General features: G+C 52.1%; 14 protein-coding genes. 8 read left to right on the top strand and 6 right to left on the bottom strand.

Annotated elements, in window-relative coordinates:
* Positions 1-98 precede the first annotated feature (98 nt).
* From GS636_RS21820 to GS636_RS21810, 3 genes are read right to left on the bottom strand one after another with little or no spacing between them, the layout of a single operon-like run.
* Positions 99-1,361 carry a DUF2254 domain-containing protein gene (locus GS636_RS21820; protein ID WP_171672724.1) on the bottom strand — a complete coding sequence of 421 codons (1,263 nt, stop codon included), beginning with the start codon at positions 1,359-1,361 and terminating at the stop codon, positions 99-101.
* Between the two features lie 44 nt (positions 1,362-1,405).
* Positions 1,406-1,693 carry a coiled coil domain-containing protein gene (locus tag GS636_RS21815; RefSeq protein ID WP_171672722.1) on the bottom strand — a complete coding sequence of 96 codons (288 nt, stop codon included), beginning with the start codon at positions 1,691-1,693 and terminating at the stop codon, positions 1,406-1,408.
* A gap of 47 nt (positions 1,694-1,740) precedes the next feature.
* Positions 1,741-2,241, bottom strand: a complete 501-nt coding sequence (locus GS636_RS21810; protein ID WP_171672721.1) for a Dps family protein — start codon at positions 2,239-2,241, stop codon at positions 1,741-1,743.
* Between the two features lie 211 nt (positions 2,242-2,452).
* On the opposite strand from GS636_RS21810, the gene GS636_RS21805 reads away from it, so the two are divergent.
* Entirely contained in the window at positions 2,453-2,671 is a 219-nt protein-coding gene (locus tag GS636_RS21805; protein ID WP_170429673.1) for a hypothetical protein, read from the top strand.
* A gap of 817 nt (positions 2,672-3,488) precedes the next feature.
* Here GS636_RS21805 and GS636_RS21800 read toward each other — a convergent pair.
* Together GS636_RS21800 and GS636_RS21795 are read right to left on the bottom strand one after the other, a co-directional pair.
* Positions 3,489-5,624: a winged helix-turn-helix domain-containing protein gene (locus GS636_RS21800; protein WP_171672720.1), complete on the bottom strand. Its 2,136-nt coding sequence runs from the start codon at positions 5,622-5,624 to the stop codon at positions 3,489-3,491.
* A gap of 888 nt (positions 5,625-6,512) precedes the next feature.
* Positions 6,513-9,416, bottom strand: coding sequence for a hypothetical protein (locus GS636_RS21795; protein WP_171672719.1), 2,904 nt, complete (start codon positions 9,414-9,416; stop codon positions 6,513-6,515).
* Between the two features lie 1,667 nt (positions 9,417-11,083).
* Between GS636_RS21795 and GS636_RS21790 the strand changes: the two genes are divergently transcribed.
* The 5 genes from GS636_RS21790 to GS636_RS21770 are packed head-to-tail and all read left to right on the top strand — an operon-like array spanning position 11,084 to position 13,374.
* On the top strand, positions 11,084-11,677 hold the full coding sequence (locus GS636_RS21790) for a hypothetical protein (protein ID WP_171672718.1): 594 nt from the start codon (positions 11,084-11,086) through the stop codon (positions 11,675-11,677).
* Positions 11,661-11,870, top strand: a complete 210-nt coding sequence (locus GS636_RS21785; RefSeq protein WP_171672717.1) for a hypothetical protein — start codon at positions 11,661-11,663, stop codon at positions 11,868-11,870. The genes GS636_RS21790 and GS636_RS21785 overlap by 17 nt, the downstream gene beginning before the upstream one ends.
* Complete coding sequence (locus tag GS636_RS21780) at positions 11,867-12,643, top strand: hypothetical protein (RefSeq protein WP_171672715.1); 777 nt, start codon at positions 11,867-11,869, stop codon at positions 12,641-12,643. Before GS636_RS21785 ends, GS636_RS21780 begins: the two co-directional genes overlap by 4 nt.
* Positions 12,636-13,175: a hypothetical protein gene (locus GS636_RS21775; protein WP_171672713.1), complete on the top strand. Its 540-nt coding sequence runs from the start codon at positions 12,636-12,638 to the stop codon at positions 13,173-13,175. The genes GS636_RS21780 and GS636_RS21775 overlap by 8 nt, the downstream gene beginning before the upstream one ends.
* Positions 13,168-13,374 (top strand): hypothetical protein, encoded by a 207-nt coding sequence (locus tag GS636_RS21770; RefSeq protein WP_171672711.1) that lies wholly within the window; start codon positions 13,168-13,170, stop codon positions 13,372-13,374. Before GS636_RS21775 ends, GS636_RS21770 begins: the two co-directional genes overlap by 8 nt.
* 1 nt (position 13,375) lies before the next feature.
* Here GS636_RS21770 and GS636_RS21765 read toward each other — a convergent pair whose 3' ends face one another.
* Positions 13,376-13,561, bottom strand: coding sequence for a hypothetical protein (locus GS636_RS21765; protein ID WP_171672709.1), 186 nt, complete (start codon positions 13,559-13,561; stop codon positions 13,376-13,378).
* Between the two features lie 232 nt (positions 13,562-13,793).
* On the opposite strand from GS636_RS21765, the gene repA reads away from it, so the two are divergent.
* Together repA and GS636_RS21755 are read left to right on the top strand one after the other, a co-directional pair.
* The gene (gene repA, locus GS636_RS21760; RefSeq protein ID WP_170782330.1) at positions 13,794-14,978 is read left to right on the top strand and encodes a plasmid partitioning protein RepA; all 1,185 of its coding nucleotides are present in this window, start codon (positions 13,794-13,796) and stop codon (positions 14,976-14,978) included.
* Complete coding sequence (locus GS636_RS21755) at positions 14,978-16,084, top strand: ParB N-terminal domain-containing protein (RefSeq protein ID WP_171672706.1); 1,107 nt, start codon at positions 14,978-14,980, stop codon at positions 16,082-16,084. The genes repA and GS636_RS21755 overlap by 1 nt, the downstream gene beginning before the upstream one ends.
* The last annotated feature ends 108 nt before the right edge of the window (positions 16,085-16,192 follow it).

Below are 16,192 nucleotides of genomic sequence, written 5' to 3'. Positions count from 1 at the left end.
CCGAGCGCGCGCCTTAAAATTTCTCTATAAGTTGGGGGATGGCCCACTCACAAACCACCCCCCAGCCGAACTGGACTGCAAAGGTCCAGGACGGTTGACTAAAATCGTTCAATTGCGGTTTCTACTTGGCCGCAAAACTTATCAATATCGCGCTTTAGCATATCACTTTCTCGCGTCTCATCTCTGACGCCAGATAGTTCTTCCATAACAGCCCACAAATCTTTTTCTGGAGCTGCCTCCGCGATGCGCACCAAAGCTCGAATAAGGGCGGCCGTTACGAGGCCATTGCCCCGGGCAGCGCGTCGCAGAGCTGGCATCGAGTCTTGAAACAGTGCCTCAGCCGTGATGGACGGGTAAATCACCCGCGCGTTTCCGTCGTCATCCCGATACACACCCGTGCAGAGCTTGGATGACCACGCTCGAGCCAGAGATGCTGATAGACGGTCGATGCACACAATTGCGGTAAACGTGTCATTTACACCCGGCGACAAAGCCCGAAGTGCGATTTCAATGAGGAGGTGGACAGAAAAGCGGATATCTCCATTAGGATCTCGCGCGGGGATCAACGGAGCTGCCGCTTGCACTAGATCATTCAGGCTCTCGTCACTATCACCATAAACATTGGCCAAAGTGTCCGTTGGAACCATGAAGTCACCTGGCTGCACATCAAAAACGACGACTGCCCCTGCTTCCTTGGCCGCACTCACCAGACCTTCGGTGTTGATCGAATTCACATATCCAGTGCCCGCGGCCGAGACTTGGCGCTTGTCTCCCTCCTTAGGGACTGCCTCTGAAGACGGAATATCTGCACTGTTTTCGATTGCGGCGCTCACTTGGCGATCCAAGGCTTCAGAAATCCGCGCCGCCTCCTGATCAATGGTTACGCGCGTCGAAACAGTATGAACGAAGAGCAACAGCAAAAGAACTGAGATGATCGAATAGACTATTCCAATCGCGACGGCCAAATTGACGGATGTGTCATCGCGTATGAGCCACAAGATCAGCAAGCTGTATAAAAACGTAGCTCCGAGTGAGCCAACGGCGATCTGGTTTACCCGGTCTTCGCCAAAGCGCTGCAAGAGCCTGGGACCTATGGATCCTGCTGCCAAAGTGTAGACCAATAGAACAATGGAGTAGACCATGACCAACGCGGACATGGATGCTGCCGAGATTGCGCTGAGCACATCGCTAGCATTGTGATTGGAAACACTGAGCCAATCAGAAGTGGACCAACCCCAACGTACGAGCGCTTGCTCCGTTTTGAAGACAATCCCAGCCACCAAAAGCCCTGAAAGACTAATGGCGGCAGGGATGGTTAGGAACCCGCGAAAGTACCTCACTAATTCTCTAGGTGTTTGCATTCCGGTCCCCATTCACGACACGAGCTTTGCTCCTAAACCCAGCTCTACGCGAACCGGTCGGCCGCTTCTTTCAAAGCACTCTGCATATCGCCCCATGCAGCCTCGTAGCCCTTTTTGACATCTTCCCAGGCCTCGTCGCTGGTCGACTTCAAATCATTCAGTTGAGCCTCTGCGTCAGATCTTGCCTTGTAGAGCTTGCTGAGCTGCTCCTCGAGCTCGAGTTTGGCGTCCGCTTCAGCCACCTTCAGTTTGGCCTCGAGAACATCAACTTGAGCATTCCAGCTATCCAGTTGCAGCTGTGCTTTCTTCTCGTACCCAACACGTGTCATCATTTTTCCTTTCTTCGCAGACCTGCGTTCAAATTGAAGGGAGCCATCCATTAGGCCGCGACAATTGCCTTGAGCATCCAGACCGCTTCTTCATGCTTCGCCATCCTGGCATTCATCAGATCCTCGGTCGCTCCATCGCCATAACGGGCAGCGGTCGCGGCAGTCTCACGCAAGTTCCGGGCAATCGCTTCGTGGTCTGCGACCAGTTGTTTGATCATGCCCTCTGCGTCTTTGACCGTCTCTTCTTCGGTCAGCTTGGCTTGGCTAACCATGTCCGTGAACGAGATCGGGGCCACCTGACCCAACGCGCGCACCCGCTCTGCCAGTTCATCCGCAGCTTCGAACAGGTCGCGATACTGACGCTCTGTCAACTCATGGATCGGCAGGAAAAGCGGGCCTACGACGTTCCAGTGCGTCCCTTGCGTTTTCACCATCAGGACCATGGTATCGGCCAGTACTTCCGTCACCGCGTTGGCGATCCAAGCGTTCTTGTCGATGCCTGTGTCGTTGGATTCTTCCTGAACTTCAGACTTCAAGAGTTGCTGTATCATTTTCACTCCGTTTCGTTGCTTGCGGAGTAAAACCTAAGGGCGATTCATAAAAATTCAAATAAAATCATATACTTAATATAGGTATCCGACACATCATGGGGCGCTTCATGATCCTGGGTATCCGGCACAACATGCCAAGATTGATGTAGACACGCAGGCCCATTGGCATACATGCTTGGAGTAACTGACGTAAGCTACTGAGGTCATGCCAGTGTCTGATCCAAATCGACCACCCAAGCGCACGGAAAAACTGCAACTGATGCTCGACCTCGAAGAGCTTAAAGCCATCGATGATTGGCGGTTCGAGAACAGACTGCCATCCAGAGCGGCCGCCATTCGAGAACTCATCCGTCGCGGCTTGATTTCGAACGAGTTCGAAGAACCACCCACTGATGCGCCTTCCGGTGAGTTTCGTGTTGTGGATGAGTGACAGGAACATCCACAGAGCACCAAGCGAAAACCATGTTTGATTACCAAAGACTTTGCAAAGTCCGCTTACTGCGCAATGCCGACATTTGAGCTTCGCGCAGCAGCGAATAGGAGTTTGGTCCCGCAGAGCAACCTTTGGTTTTTGCAAACCTGGGACGCTTAGTATTCCTATAGGACGGGCGCTTGGATGCGGTTGAGTTCATAAAATACCGCACCGGCTAGTGGCTAAATCCGACTACCCCGCGAAACTCCATCGCTGCAAAACGTCTCGCGCTTTTGCCATATTCATTGCGTTTGCTAAGTCGTTTTGCATTCCTTCACGTGCCTGATCATCAAGCACAAGCAACTCGCTAAATCCACACGCACTGCAAGTGATGTCTTCATTTGAAATTGTACTATCGGTAGAGCCGCATTCTGGGCACTTTGCAAGGACATCGTCGTTGAACATTTCGCAACCTCTAGCCAGCTATTTCTAAACTAGGTCAGTTTATTGATGTTTCACGGGATCACAGTGTGCCAACTTGTTTTCCATTGAAGCCAATGACTTCCACTCGTCCGTTTTGCTAGCGTATCAACCCGAATGCAAAACCTGATGATGTTCTGCAACGGGCCGACGCACGGCTTTATCGGCTCAATTTATCCACGATAGTCCGGATTGGCGCTGGTTTCTGAAATCATCACTTGTTCGCTTTCCGAGCGGCCTGCTTCGCGTCACTGTTCTCGCCGTGAGGAAGGCACATGTGAAAACACGAGCTGGCTGTTCCTGAAAACACATCAAGCGTTCTTAGAAACACGAATAACGCGCTGGGATGGTCACCTTAGCCCGACCAAAGCAAGCGCTTTCTGCAATTCAAGGGCACCTCAGGGCCCTCCAAAGGTTGGAAATAAAGATCCTGCGGACGTGGGCTAGACGCGATGGGTCCAAAACCAATAATCTTGGCCCGTTGTTTGTCAGGTATTGATTTCGGAGGATGGGCTTCGACCGGTTTTTCAGGCTCAAAGGGTGTAACCTTCGCCCCTTCCCGTACTTTCTCCCATTTCTTGTCCGAAAGCTTCACGACAGATGAGGACTTGCGGATCGAAACCAAGGCCTCCTCTGGGTTCGAGAGCCCTTTATAATATACAGACTCATCTGCGCCTCGCCGCGCCGGCTCGCTCCTATTATCTTTACAAGGACAAGCCGAGTCAGTTCTGCTGGTTTCGTTCTCCATTCGTTTCAGGCGGCGTTGAACCAGGCCCAACGAAACACCCAGCTCAGTTGCGACACCCCTTTGGGACAGACCCTTCTTCTCCATGAGTGCCTTAATCGCCCTACCCTCAGCCGCATATTGCGCGGCCTTCTCTTCAAGGGAGATCGGAGTTGTAAGCTGACCACGCTCCAGGGCCTTACGAGTGCGATCACGCTCTCGACGGATGTTCGTCGAGATCAACACGCGCAGATTCCAGCTGCGCATCTCAGCATCTGAAATCCTGAACAGGTCTATGAGACGCTTCGCTGAAAAGGAGTAGTTCAGGACCGTGCGCCCCTGGGAGCCTTCCTTAGCTCCCCATTTTGTCTTTGCCTTGAGAGCTTCGGCATCGCCCTCACCCGCCAACAGGCCCGAATTGACAGCGTGCTGGGCCAGCATTCTTTGATAAGCCGGCGCCATAGCCTTGGCTGTGGCCATCCCCTTCAGGCCGATCTCGACACCCTTGGCGACGATTTCATCGGTGAACGCTTTCATATTGGCCGGGCGAACAAGCACAAGCTTTGCTGAAACCCAAGCTAAGAGCCAACGATTTCGATTGCCGCGTGGAATATGCCCTCCGCCCCACTTCCGTTTGTGGATCTTTTCAAGATCTTCGACCGAGACACGGGCATAGCTGTGGCGACCTTTGTGCTGAGGAAGCGTGGCCGACTTTTTGGTAAGAAAAACAACGCTGTGTCTGTAAGCCTCGGTAGCGGCCTTGCGTTCTGCATTGATGCGTTTGAACTCTAATCCACGCGCGATGTATTGGCGCATGCATAGGTCGCGATACTCATCTGATGACATAGGCAGGATCTCATCACATAGCTTATTAAAGTCGTGCTCATAGGGCCGTCCTCCCTGCCCCGGACGAACCCAGAGAGGTCGGCACATCGCGCCACTCTTGGTGTTGATCGAACCTGGCACCCGCAGCACTCGGCTAGGATCTGCAACGGCTGGGTCCGGCATGACATCTGCAAGCATATTGCGCAGGCGCTCCATTGAAAGGCGCCAACGTCTGATTTTGTTGGCACCCTTCACTGGCTTGACATACCAGCTGGCACAGACACCGCGACCCGTGAAAAAGACGGCCGATGGCAAGGGTATGTTTCTCTGCTCACAGGCTGCCAGAATAAACGCGGCAACCTGATCAGCGTCCATGTTATGATTGGTCAGCAGGTCATCAACATCGAGATACAGAGCCCGGATGATGTCGACGTTATCCTCGCATCTCCGCCAAGGCATAATCTTTGTGCGATCCTCAACTGGAACACCTTGTTTCGCTTCAGCGCGATACTGGTGAAGCTGCGGTATCCAATACCAGCTATTACCAATAGGGTTTTGCGAGCAGTAGATATCACCTTCTTTTTCAACGCTGGTCAAAACGGCCAGTGCTTTAAAGGCAGCGTCGTCACCGTAGGGATCCAGCAGAGCATCCATCTTGAACGACTTAGTGATCCACTTGCGGTTGGGAGAGACCTTTTCTCTCCAGAACATATCCTGAGCACGCCAGATCTCGAGTTCTTCTTCAGTGACGCCCTCGTCAAGAATGCGCTCATAGTTTCGCTCGATTGTGACATAGCTGCCGCCATACCCGGCCTCGACACACGGGCCCCAAAGAATACGGAAGTAGTCCTCGGGCGTCCACGGAGCCGGGCAATTATAGACAATCTGCTCCAGGTAGGTTCGATAAGATGGTACGAAGTCAGCATCGATCTGGATCCGCAACGGGATCAGACTTACGCTTTCCTGGACTTGTTCTTTAACCTGGGTCGTTGTTATTAGGCTCGACACACTGGACCGGACACTTTCCGGCCTGCCGCAGTGCTGGTTGCAGCACGCGCAAATGGTGGAGCCAGGACTGGCACATAATCAGTATTCTGACGACGCACCGCATGCGTCTTTGAGCTGCTCAAAACGAACATTTTTAGAATCCATCTTTTATGCTTCAAGACCAGAAACTCGCGGCCGGCGATCTCTACCCCTGAGGCCAACCTAAATTGATCGGCTGAGTGGGAAGTAAGCGATGCCCTGGCTCAAATCAAGAAATCTGAGAAGCGATGAGGGCGATTATTAACGAGTTTTTAAGTATTTAGAGCAAATCGCCCAGGGAAGGAAAGATTAACCCCAAAGACTTGCAACGCGCATCTGAACTGCCATATCTCTCTCATGGGCGGTCCATTGGGCCGCCATCGGACGATAAGAGTCTCCCATTGGATTATTTTATTGTTTCGCGGCCCAGGTAGGATCGCTCCAGGTGCAAATCTGGAGCGTTTCCTCGCTTTAAAGCCCTCAAAAAAGGGGGGGCCCTTCATGGTCTTTCTATCGTCACGCAAGTGCAAATTGACCATAAGCGTGCCCGAGTCACTCAATTCGCGTCAGAACTGTGTAAAAATATTTTTGAAAAGCAGATAGTTAACGCTGCGCTATTTTTCTGTAACGCCATAACCGTGCAACGGTGGAAGCATAAGCGTGCAAACATGGTTCAAGGCTATTTGGGGTAGTCGCTTTTACTTACGTATTCTGAAGTTCGGGCTTTGGACTTTCCACACCTCAAAACGTCAGGAAAACTGCACAACTTCAAGACTGTGTCTCCGAAGCCGCGTTGCAGTACTCTTAGTTTTTGAGCGAGTCGATCAAAACCCCAGCATCTGCCAGGCTTGCAAACGCAGACGAGTAATCCTTGAATTTTGTATAATCTGGCTGCTGTCTCAGAAACTGTGCAAGCTGCCAATCGGCCTCTTCGATGCCCTCTATCAGCATGAAAGTCTCCGATCCGTCGCGCGCCCTGTCAAACACTCGAACTCCGGCGCTATCAAAAACCCCGTTAGACAGGCTTTCTGACAGCCGAGCAAACGCGGGCCTTGTATCAATGGCGCGTCCGTAGCCGATCCTCATGATAGTCTCGGCTGCAAGTTTGGTTTTCAGGAGGGTTTCTGCATTCGCTTTGGTATCCGAGGTAGCCACCAGGTCACGCCATTTGTCCGCCGCGTTCTGAAGCATCCAGGGTATCCAGGCCAGAAGAATTGAGCGCAGTGTTTCGAGCTCGTCATCCGTGATTTCCAGCCGCTCCTGGTCCCATATATGCATATGGTGTGGGTGTTGCTGGGTAACCGTGTATTTTGGCACCCTACCATTCAGTCTTTTCACATGCGCCATCATATCTCGGATTCCACGCACGCGACTGGCTGCAACATATCTGTTGATTTTAGCACTTACGTAGAGCGTTTCGAGTCCGTCGTAGCCTGTAGAGGCCAGAACCTCCTTTCCCGCGTCTGTAAATCGACACTCATTCAGCACGTACTCATAGGGAAAGTCCCAATTCAGAGACTGCGAGCGGAAAAGTTCATAGTCGTCGTAATCGATATCGTAAACAATGCGCCTTTCAAACACAAAGGTCACTCTTCGCGTTGTGGTCGATTGGACAACCTCCTTGTATTCCAGAAGGCCCAGATTCTGTCCAAAGCCCAGAAGGCGGTCGCGCGGGGCATTTGTGATGATATCGACAAGTCTCTGCTCAACAGTGGGCTTTCCGGGGCGAGTCTCAAGGCCGAGGCCGCCCGTGTAGAGCTCCCAATAGAGTTCGCTGCCCTCGTCTGAGAGATTATCCAATCCTGGTACGAAAACATAGCTGATCTCATGGCGCATTTCATACGTCAGATCAAAGAAGGCGAATGTCTGATCTTGGAGTTCTTTGACCGCATGGGCAAACAGGTCGCGGCTCGCGTCAACGACAGCCTGCACCTTCTCAACCTGATCCATCAGGCTATCTGCAAGACCATCCAGACTATCTGGATCATAGTGAAGTCCGCGGCTAAGGATGAACCTCGTCAGGAACACGTTGAAAAACAGGGCAGGGTTGCCGATCTCCTCCAGTGCTGCTGTAAGCCTCCGACCCAGCGCTTTTGTTCTTGGATCCGCATCTGGCTTTACCAAAAAAGCGACCGCATGCTGAGCAAAGCCCATGCGTTCTTCGATAGGAAGGGCAATGATATCTTCGAGCTGCTCGATAGGGCGTGCGAAGACATTCTCCTTAAGCATGAAGGTCGGCGTGCGAATGATATCCAGATCTGTAGAGAGCTTGACCAGGTCTTGAAGGTAGAAGCGCAGCTTCAGATAGACATCTTTCAGTTCTTGCGGGAAATCAGTGTAGGTATCTGGTCGTGTTTCAGCCATTTGATAGATCTGAGTCAGCGGATCTCGGAGAATGTCTGCTGCGCGCTCATCCAAACTGACGTTGCGCAGCACCTCGTCCCGGAAGCTGGACCTGATGAGCGTGTTCAGCGACAGCAGTTGATCTGTCATCAGGTCAATTTGATCTTTGACGTCATCAATACTGTCGAGGATATCCTGAGTGTTCTGTTGGGAGAGTTCGATCAGGTAATCGACTGATCCCTGAAGTACCGCGATGTCTTGTTTGACTTCCGTCAGCAGCTTCAGCGTTTCAATTTGCAGCTCAACGACTTGCGAGATCGCATCCAAAATAATCTCGTCTGCTGTGGGGCCTGAATCTCCAAACACGCCAGAGATCGCAGATATTCCGCTCAGGACATTGCCCACCCCGCTGAAGCTCAGACCGCCTGATGCGTACATCGAGCCAATACCATCGAAAATCTGAAGGCCGCCATTTGCCAGGGCGCTAAACTTTGAGCCGAGTTCGGGATCAAAAAATGAGATGATCTGGGCCGCCCCATTCACCTCTTCGGTCAGGTTCTTGACCCTCTCATTGTGCTTTTCGATATCCGTCAGTTCATTATGTGCATCTGCCAGAGCATTCTGCACGCCTTCACGAACTGTGTCGTTCACTCTTCGAAAGAGATCTTCTTCGAAGTCCGGGCTTAGTCCTGCTTCTGTGCGGACTTCGTCTATTGGCTTGTCCCCCAGCTGAATACTACCCCATCCCTCGTAGGAAACATTCGGCGGGTAGAGGCTGAAGTCGATCTCCATCTGAAAATATGAGCGCGCTGTTTGGACGTCTTCGGTGAAGTTCAAGGTGGAAGAGATTTCATTGAAAAGCTCAAAATCGCTTTCTCCGGGACGATAAGAGCCATGCATTCCGATGGTAGGGCCATCGGTTCTCGAGGTGCGTTGCGCAAGACGTCGGTCAAAGATGAAACCAGCGTTTTTCTCAAATTCACGCGGGTTGGCTTCGATACTGCGTCGCAAAACATCGACCGCATCTATGCCGTGTCGATCTCCAGGTGCTCTGGTTAAAGCAGCCAACAAGCGGGGGTCGAGTTTGATTTTTGCCGCAAGCCTTCCGAACTTAAAGTCCTTGCTGAAAGACAAGGAGACCGAGTTCCCTCCGGAGCGATAACTCTGCACCCACTTTTTGAGGACGGCGCGCTTATAGGGTCCTTGATTGATCGCGGCCAACAAATGGAGTGCGTAGGCACGCGGATTAGCCCTATATGCAGCCTTCAATCTGCGTATTCCGGCCTCACGGGCGATCTTCTTGCTGCGATCACTCTGCTGCTCCCAGTTGGCTCGAAACTCGGCCGCGCTTACCTCTTGCGTCATCGTAATACCCTATTGTGAAAACGCTCTCGAAATCGAATCCGAGTTGACGAGGTTAATTTGAGCTAATTCAATTGCAAGCCCTTCAGAAATTCTTCTAAGTTTGGTGTTTCAGCGAGTATGCTGAGTGAATGATCGTATGACATAAATGTTTCCGAGCGGAGTTGCGTCAGCAACAAGCTCGGCCTAATTTCAATTCGGCACCAGATGAGCAGCAACCACAAATCAAACACCCGCCACAAATGCCAGCTGAGAACCCGGACACCTCTGCAACGGCCAAGAATTGAGAGGTTTGCTGCCAGCGGAAAAGCCGAGAATCTCGCCTAGTTGAAGCACTTGCAGAAAGACTTGTTGACATGCATTTGCGCGAAATGCGCAGAATTTGCATGCTTATGCCCAATTCGCAGCAAGGCAAGTCTTTCCAATACAAGACTTTACTGAACTTGTTTTTGCCATGGAGTAGTCGCCCTCTTGGATCTCTGTCGGTTTGTTTGGCGTCGACGCTTGAAGTAGCCTCTGCGAGCCCCCTACCCTGCCGCGATTGATCCCCAATCATCCGATAAACAGTTTGATCGAAGCGGCCTTCTCGGACACGAGTGACCAGGATTTGACCCATCTGTTCGAGAAGGTTCACAGGCCCGAGCAACGCGCAGCCAGCCACATTTGAAAGCACTTCTCAGCTTGTGTTTCTGGTTGCCAAACTCAACATTTTTCTTACCCAACCTCTCCACATATTGGTTACCTAACTCCAGATTCTGCGTTCTTTTGGAAGAAGTAATGGGGAGAGCAACGCGCTTTTGAGTTTGAACGCCAGACGTAGATTTCAAACGGTCGTATAGGTCCCTGACCGACGCTCAGATCTTCAGGCCGTCGACCAACTGGTTCGACCCAATCCGGGGAAGAGATGCGAGCTTATCCGACGACGTGACCCGAGACCAGCTCCCAAAACAGGCCGTTGACACGACTCGAAACTGTGCATACCCAATATGGACGATGACTTACTTTGTGCACCAGTCGAGCAATCTCATACGTCGCTGATTCAGCGTCGTCTTTGGGAGTGCCATGGTGGGCCAGAAGTCTTATAAGCTTTTTGCACCAGATTAGTGTCGCGGCGAGGGATCATGCCCCTCCACTCCTACCAATCACAGGAGGAGTCCGACATGTCGTATAGTGTTTCGAACGCAGTTGATTTCAGCGATATCAAGCAATCGGTCGAGGAAAGCCTCGGTCGCACACCCAATGGTTGGGCCGGCTTGGTCACGACGCTTTTTTCTGAGATCAAACAGTACTGCGATCAGAAACAGGCGCCCTACCCCGCCATTCTCCAGATCAAAGAAAAGCTAGGAGAGCTCCGTATCTACCACAGGTGTGATGATCGACACATCCAATCGATGATCACCGCCACGATTGCACGCGCAAATCGTACCTGTGAGCGCTGCTCAAACGCCGCCGAGACCCAGCTGTTGAACGGCTGGTACACGACGCTTTGTTGCTGGTGCGCACATGACGTCGCGAGCCAGCGTCATCCGGAGCGGCGAAGGTTGTTTGGCGTACCAAAGAAACCCATTCGAGATCGAATGACGTGCACAACTTGTGGCTATTTCGGTCAGATCGACCGAACGGATGACCGCGGTCGGTGTCCTGCATGTGTGACGAAAGGGTGGTGAGTGATGCTCAAAATCGTTGTCTATGTGAACGAACACGAAGTTGCCCGGGCCCACGCTGGGAACATCAGCGACGATCTTGACGGACTCTGCGACTACGAAGTGCGCGTGAACGAGCGGGCTTTCGAACCCCTCGGCATCGAAGAGAAAGCAGTTCGCTTCGAAATCTCGCAGCATGATCGCGCACAGACCGTGTGGACACTCGTTGAGAAGATCGCTGCCATGTGGCTGGAGAAGATCGGTGCGCGAGAACCCCTCACTACAGCTGATGAGGTGACACGCGCCTTTCTGAAACTAAAGAAGGCCGAATTTGTCGGAGGCCGAGCACCGCTGGCTGATCCAGTCAGCGGAGAGGAGTTCGACGCGCTCGCTGCTGACGTCGAGATTGATCCACTGACCAGTGCGCTTTTGGCACTGCAAGAGGCAAGGATCGCACTTGGCCGGGCAAGGTTATCTGGTCCGATTTCCGCAGATGAGATCAGAGCGCGCAAGGTAGGTGAAGAGAGAGACAACGAATTGTTGTCGCAGATCCAGGCGAGCATTCGCAAGTTGGATGAGCGCATCGCTAAAAAAGAGAATGGCCATGACGAGGACAATTGAGCCAGTTTTCAGCAGGACTGAAAACTCCAGGTTCCTGAAGTTGTCGTTTGCGGTTCACGACAGTGAAAGCAATGTGGTGTTCCCAATCTCGCCTGCCGATTTCGAAGGTATCGAAGATCTCACCGATGACGAGATCATGCGTGTTGTTAATGAAACAGCTGACGCCATGGCGCAACTGAGGGATGAGCAATGAAGCCCGTTGTCGACTGGAATGATATCTACGCGAGCGTTCGGAAAGAGCTTGGCGACCATCGCGCTGGCTGGGCTGACCAACTCGCTCTGGTGCTTGAGGATGTGAAGCGCAGCGTTGAGCACCACCCGGATGTTTTTGGGAGTGAACTGCCGGTCGTCCAGCAGATCAAACAAAAAATGGGCGGCCTTCGAGTCTACACGCGAAAGTGCAATCAGAATATTCTCGACGAGCTAGATACGCGTATCGACGAGATCGAGAGGACCTGTGAGCGGTGCGGAAATTCTGCCGGAATCCAAAACATCCAGGGCTACCTGACGACACTTTGTTGTTGGTGCTACCACGAATACCTAGAGTACAGATTTGAAGGGGCTGAAGCGAATTGGCCGACAGATCTCAAGCTCGATATCGCGGATCGATTTCCGGATCTGGTCAGCGCAGATACTGCGAGCCTGAAGCCAGCAATTGGCCCAGGCTGGCTTGTGCTGCTTGGACGGTTTCTCCAGGCTACAGAACATGTAGTCCGGAAAGCTTTCGTCGAACCAGTTGTCGTGCAAATCACCGACGTGAAGACGAACCGAAATGGCTCAATCGACATCGTTTTTAGCAGATACGATCACTGCCTGGATCAGCTGCTTAGGCGGATCGAACTGGATAGCAAGCGCACATGTGCGAAATGCGGCCATAAAGGCGACATCGTCCGAAAAAAAGATGAGGCGAACGTGCTATGTGCACACTGTCATGAACAAGGCGAGTGGAGCCCCTTCGATGAGTGACAAAAAAGATAACATCACAATCGGCACTGGCAGCGTTTATACCGATCTTGGGCTGCCAGAACCTGTTGTCCGTTTGATGTTCTGCGACCTGCGCATTGTAGCCACCAGAGGGCAATTCTACCCAATCGAGATCGCAGTTTTGAGGGTGATGGATGACAAGGCCCGCACCTGGTCATCTCGCATCTACCCTGCCCTGAACTGGTCAACGCAGGTCCTCGACGCATCTCCTATCGACCTGTCGACAGCTCCAGCTGCCGTAGATGTAGCCAACCAAACACTAAATCTCATTGAGAGCTGTGCTGCTGGCTGGATCTACTCGGACTGTTCTGCAACAGGAGCCCTGATCGAACGCCTACTTGCAGAGGCGGACGTCGGCTATCTGCAAAAAGTGGACATTCTCCCGGCCCGTCAGCTGTCTGATGAGATGCGAGATCAACTGAAGAAGAACAGGCGGACATCAGACGATCCCGGAGTGGAGGTGCAGCGGTTGTGGAGCTGCTACCAAGCGACGAAGGAAATGAACAATGAATGATGAGGGATTCTCAGACGAAGAAATCTTCGGCCGACCGTTGGAATCCATTTCCACAGATGACTTGATTGCCGAGATTCGAGCGCGCTTGAAAGTGGATGAAGCGGTTTGGCCAGCGTTGCTCGCCGTTGTGCAGGATCACGTTGTAGCAGTTGATGATGTGGCGATCTGGACCGACGAATGGATTAAAGAGAACAAATGAATCAGGACTTCTTGCGATCAAGAACCCGATCCGCATGGGACCAATCTATACTGGACATCAGATCCTCAACGGCCAGCGGGTCGACTACACGATCCGAGCCTGCGGTTCTGATGACGCCTCGGACGTACACAATAACTGCGAAGGTTGCGACTATACTAAGGATGAGGCTGATTAGTTCAGGTGTCATACTGATATGGTGACGCCCTTGCATACCAAGTTCGATCAGTCGACTTCACAATTGTGAAGTCACAACCCCATCCTAATTGGCATACTTCACAATTGTGAAGTCTTGAGCCCAACATTTAGTGTGACCTGTAAGTCCCCTACCCCACATGTAAATAATCGTTGACATGAATCACCTCATGAGGTCTCTCTAATAGTAGAGCGGCAAACGCCAACACGAGCAGATTGAGGTAACTATGATCCCGACCCTTCCGATTGCGTCGACTAGTCCGGTCGATATCGCTGCTGAGATCAGTACGCGCCTGAATATGGCGATCAAAGAGCACCTGCTCGCGGCCTATGCACCTGACTCTAATAAGCAGCTTAGACTCTTTCCTGCAACCGAAGTTTGCGAGCTGTTAGATATCAGTCACCAATACCTCCGGAAGGCAACTACCGAAGGTAAAGTTGCGGAAGCATCAGAGATCCGCGGCGGCCGTCGTTACTACACCGGACAGGAAATTATCCAACTCCGGCGTGATCTGGATAGCCATGCAAAGCGACCCGGTCGATACGTCCCCTGCCGCCGTGATGGTGAGCACCTCCAACGCATTCAGGTCATGAATTTTAAGGGCGGGAGTTCGAAATCAACCAGCTGTATTCATCTGGCCCACTATCTGGCCTTGCAAGGCTATAGAGTGCTCGCGATTGACCTGGATCCGCAAGCCTCTTTGACGTCGATGTGTGGTCTTCAAACCGAACTCGATGAGAATATCGAGACGGTCTACGACGCCATCACCTACAACAACCCAGTCCCATTCAAAGACGTAGTTCGGCAAACCTACTTTCCGAACCTGGCTATCGCGCCGGGTGGCTTGATGCTGTCAGAATTCGAAACTGAAGCTGCAAAGCAAACCAGTGTCGATGAGCCGTTCTTTATGCGGCTTCACAACGCCATCATGAGTGTCGAAGATGACTACGACGTGGTCATTATCGACAGCCCACCCTCTTTGGGCTTTATCACAATGAGCGGAATGGCATCTGCCACATCCGTGATTGTGCCACTCACGCCGTCCATGTTGGACGTCGCGAGCACCGCGCAATTCCTCCAGATGGCCAGCAGCTACATGGAGGTTATTGAGAGTATTGGCGCCAATCTGAGCTATGACCAATTCCGCCTGTTGGTCACCCGGGACGAGCCAACCGACATTCCGTCACAAACCATTGTGAGCTTTCTACGGGCCCTATTTCAGGAGCGTGTCATGATGGCAACCAGCCTGAAGTCAACGGCTATCGCAGATGCTGTAATGCTCCAACAGAGCATCTACGAGTTGAATAGAAGCGACATTACGCGATCCACCTATGATCGAGCAAAAGCTAGTATGGATGCTGTCGGTGTCGAGGTTGAGCAAATGATCAAAGCATCTTGGGGGCGTGAATAATGGCCACGAAGAAAAAGAGAGACGTCGCCACGAACCTAATGAATTCCGTTAAGGCCTCATCAGTCACCGGCACCGATGTGAAGTCCAAACAGCCTACCAGGAAGCCGTCTACAACTCCCGGCATCCAGCTCATTGAAAGGACCTACAATGCTGTCCGTGAGATCGATCCAGACCTCATTGATGACAGCCCGCATGCTGACCGGTTGGAACTCTTCACAATTGTGAAGTCCGCGGAAGCGCTCACTGAGGATCAAGACGTCGATCTTCAAGATGGATCCCGTGAGCGGCTTGTCGACAGCATTTTGACCCATGGTCAAAAAGTACCAATCTTGGTCCGGAACTCTTTAAAGGAGAAAGGACGCTACGAGGTTATCTTCGGGCGACGCAGGCTTGCGGCGATCCGCTACATCAGATCCAACCCTCGACCAGGGGAAGAAGGGGAAAAAGACAAGAACCTGAAGATCCGGGCGAACGTCGAAACGAAGGACCCACTTATTTCGGATGCCGAATTTGACAACCAAGTTCTTGTAACTCAGGCATTGGAAAATGCAGCTCGCAAGAACCTGTCTGCGTATGAGAAGGCCCGTTTCGCCAATCTCATCCACTCTACGGGCGTGGAGAAACAAGAAGTCGCACGCATGATGAACTTGTCGGCATCCAACCTTTCCAACCTCCTTAAGATCACGAAAATGGTGCCTGATAGCCTGGGCGACATGATCGGGGCCGCATCCGGGTGTGGCCGCCCGAAGTGGGAGGCTCTCGCAACCGCTCTGGAGGAAAAAGCTCTCACCGTTAGGGAGGCGACAAAACTCCTACGTGACATGGACGCAACAAGTTCATCTGATGATCGCCTCAAGGCCCTATTGGCCGAAATCAAGCGCCGGGCTGAACACAAATCCAAGACAGAAGTGCGTGAACTGGGCGGCATTGCAAAGGTTCAGAAGGGCCCTTCAGGCCTAAAACTGACAGTAAACGAAACAAAAGAAACGGCAGGTTTCGCGGATTGGCTCGATACGAACATCGAAAAGATCCTGGAAGAGTCCCTGAAAAGGTTCCAAGCAGAGAACCCAGGGAGAGCTGACTTCACAATTGTGAAGTCTGAATGAGGCAACGAGCAAAGGAGATAAGGCGGAAAAGAGAAACCCCCAGAACCGAAGTTCCGAGGGCTGCACAAAAACCGCATACGCGGAAATTAGTCTAAGCACCTAATTTTT

Origin of the sequence: Ruegeria sp. HKCCD4884 (assembly GCF_013110855.1) — a bacterium.
Lineage (GTDB): Bacteria > Pseudomonadota > Alphaproteobacteria > Rhodobacterales > Rhodobacteraceae > Ruegeria.
This window is presented reverse-complemented; position numbering and strand designations above follow the sequence as displayed.

Bases quoted from the DNA above. Each gene is read 5' to 3' on its own strand.
- GS636_RS21820 (WP_171672724.1), bottom strand. From the start codon at position 1,361: ATGCAAACACCTAGAGAATTAGTGAGGTACTTTCGCGGGTTCCTAACC.
- GS636_RS21815 (WP_171672722.1), bottom strand. From the start codon at position 1,693: ATGATGACACGTGTTGGGTACGAGAAGAAAGCACAGCTGCAACTGGAT.
- GS636_RS21810 (WP_171672721.1), bottom strand. From the start codon at position 2,241: ATGATACAGCAACTCTTGAAGTCTGAAGTTCAGGAAGAATCCAACGAC.
- GS636_RS21795 (WP_171672719.1), bottom strand. From the start codon at position 9,416: ATGACGCAAGAGGTAAGCGCGGCCGAGTTTCGAGCCAACTGGGAGCAG.
- GS636_RS21790 (WP_171672718.1), top strand. From the start codon at position 11,084: ATGCTCAAAATCGTTGTCTATGTGAACGAACACGAAGTTGCCCGGGCC.
- GS636_RS21785 (WP_171672717.1), top strand. From the start codon at position 11,661: ATGACGAGGACAATTGAGCCAGTTTTCAGCAGGACTGAAAACTCCAGG.
- GS636_RS21780 (WP_171672715.1), top strand. From the start codon at position 11,867: ATGAAGCCCGTTGTCGACTGGAATGATATCTACGCGAGCGTTCGGAAA.
- GS636_RS21775 (WP_171672713.1), top strand. From the start codon at position 12,636: ATGAGTGACAAAAAAGATAACATCACAATCGGCACTGGCAGCGTTTAT.
- GS636_RS21770 (WP_171672711.1), top strand. From the start codon at position 13,168: ATGAATGATGAGGGATTCTCAGACGAAGAAATCTTCGGCCGACCGTTG.
- GS636_RS21765 (WP_171672709.1), bottom strand. From the start codon at position 13,561: ATGACACCTGAACTAATCAGCCTCATCCTTAGTATAGTCGCAACCTTC.
- repA (WP_170782330.1), top strand. From the start codon at position 13,794: ATGATCCCGACCCTTCCGATTGCGTCGACTAGTCCGGTCGATATCGCT.
- GS636_RS21755 (WP_171672706.1), top strand. From the start codon at position 14,978: ATGGCCACGAAGAAAAAGAGAGACGTCGCCACGAACCTAATGAATTCC.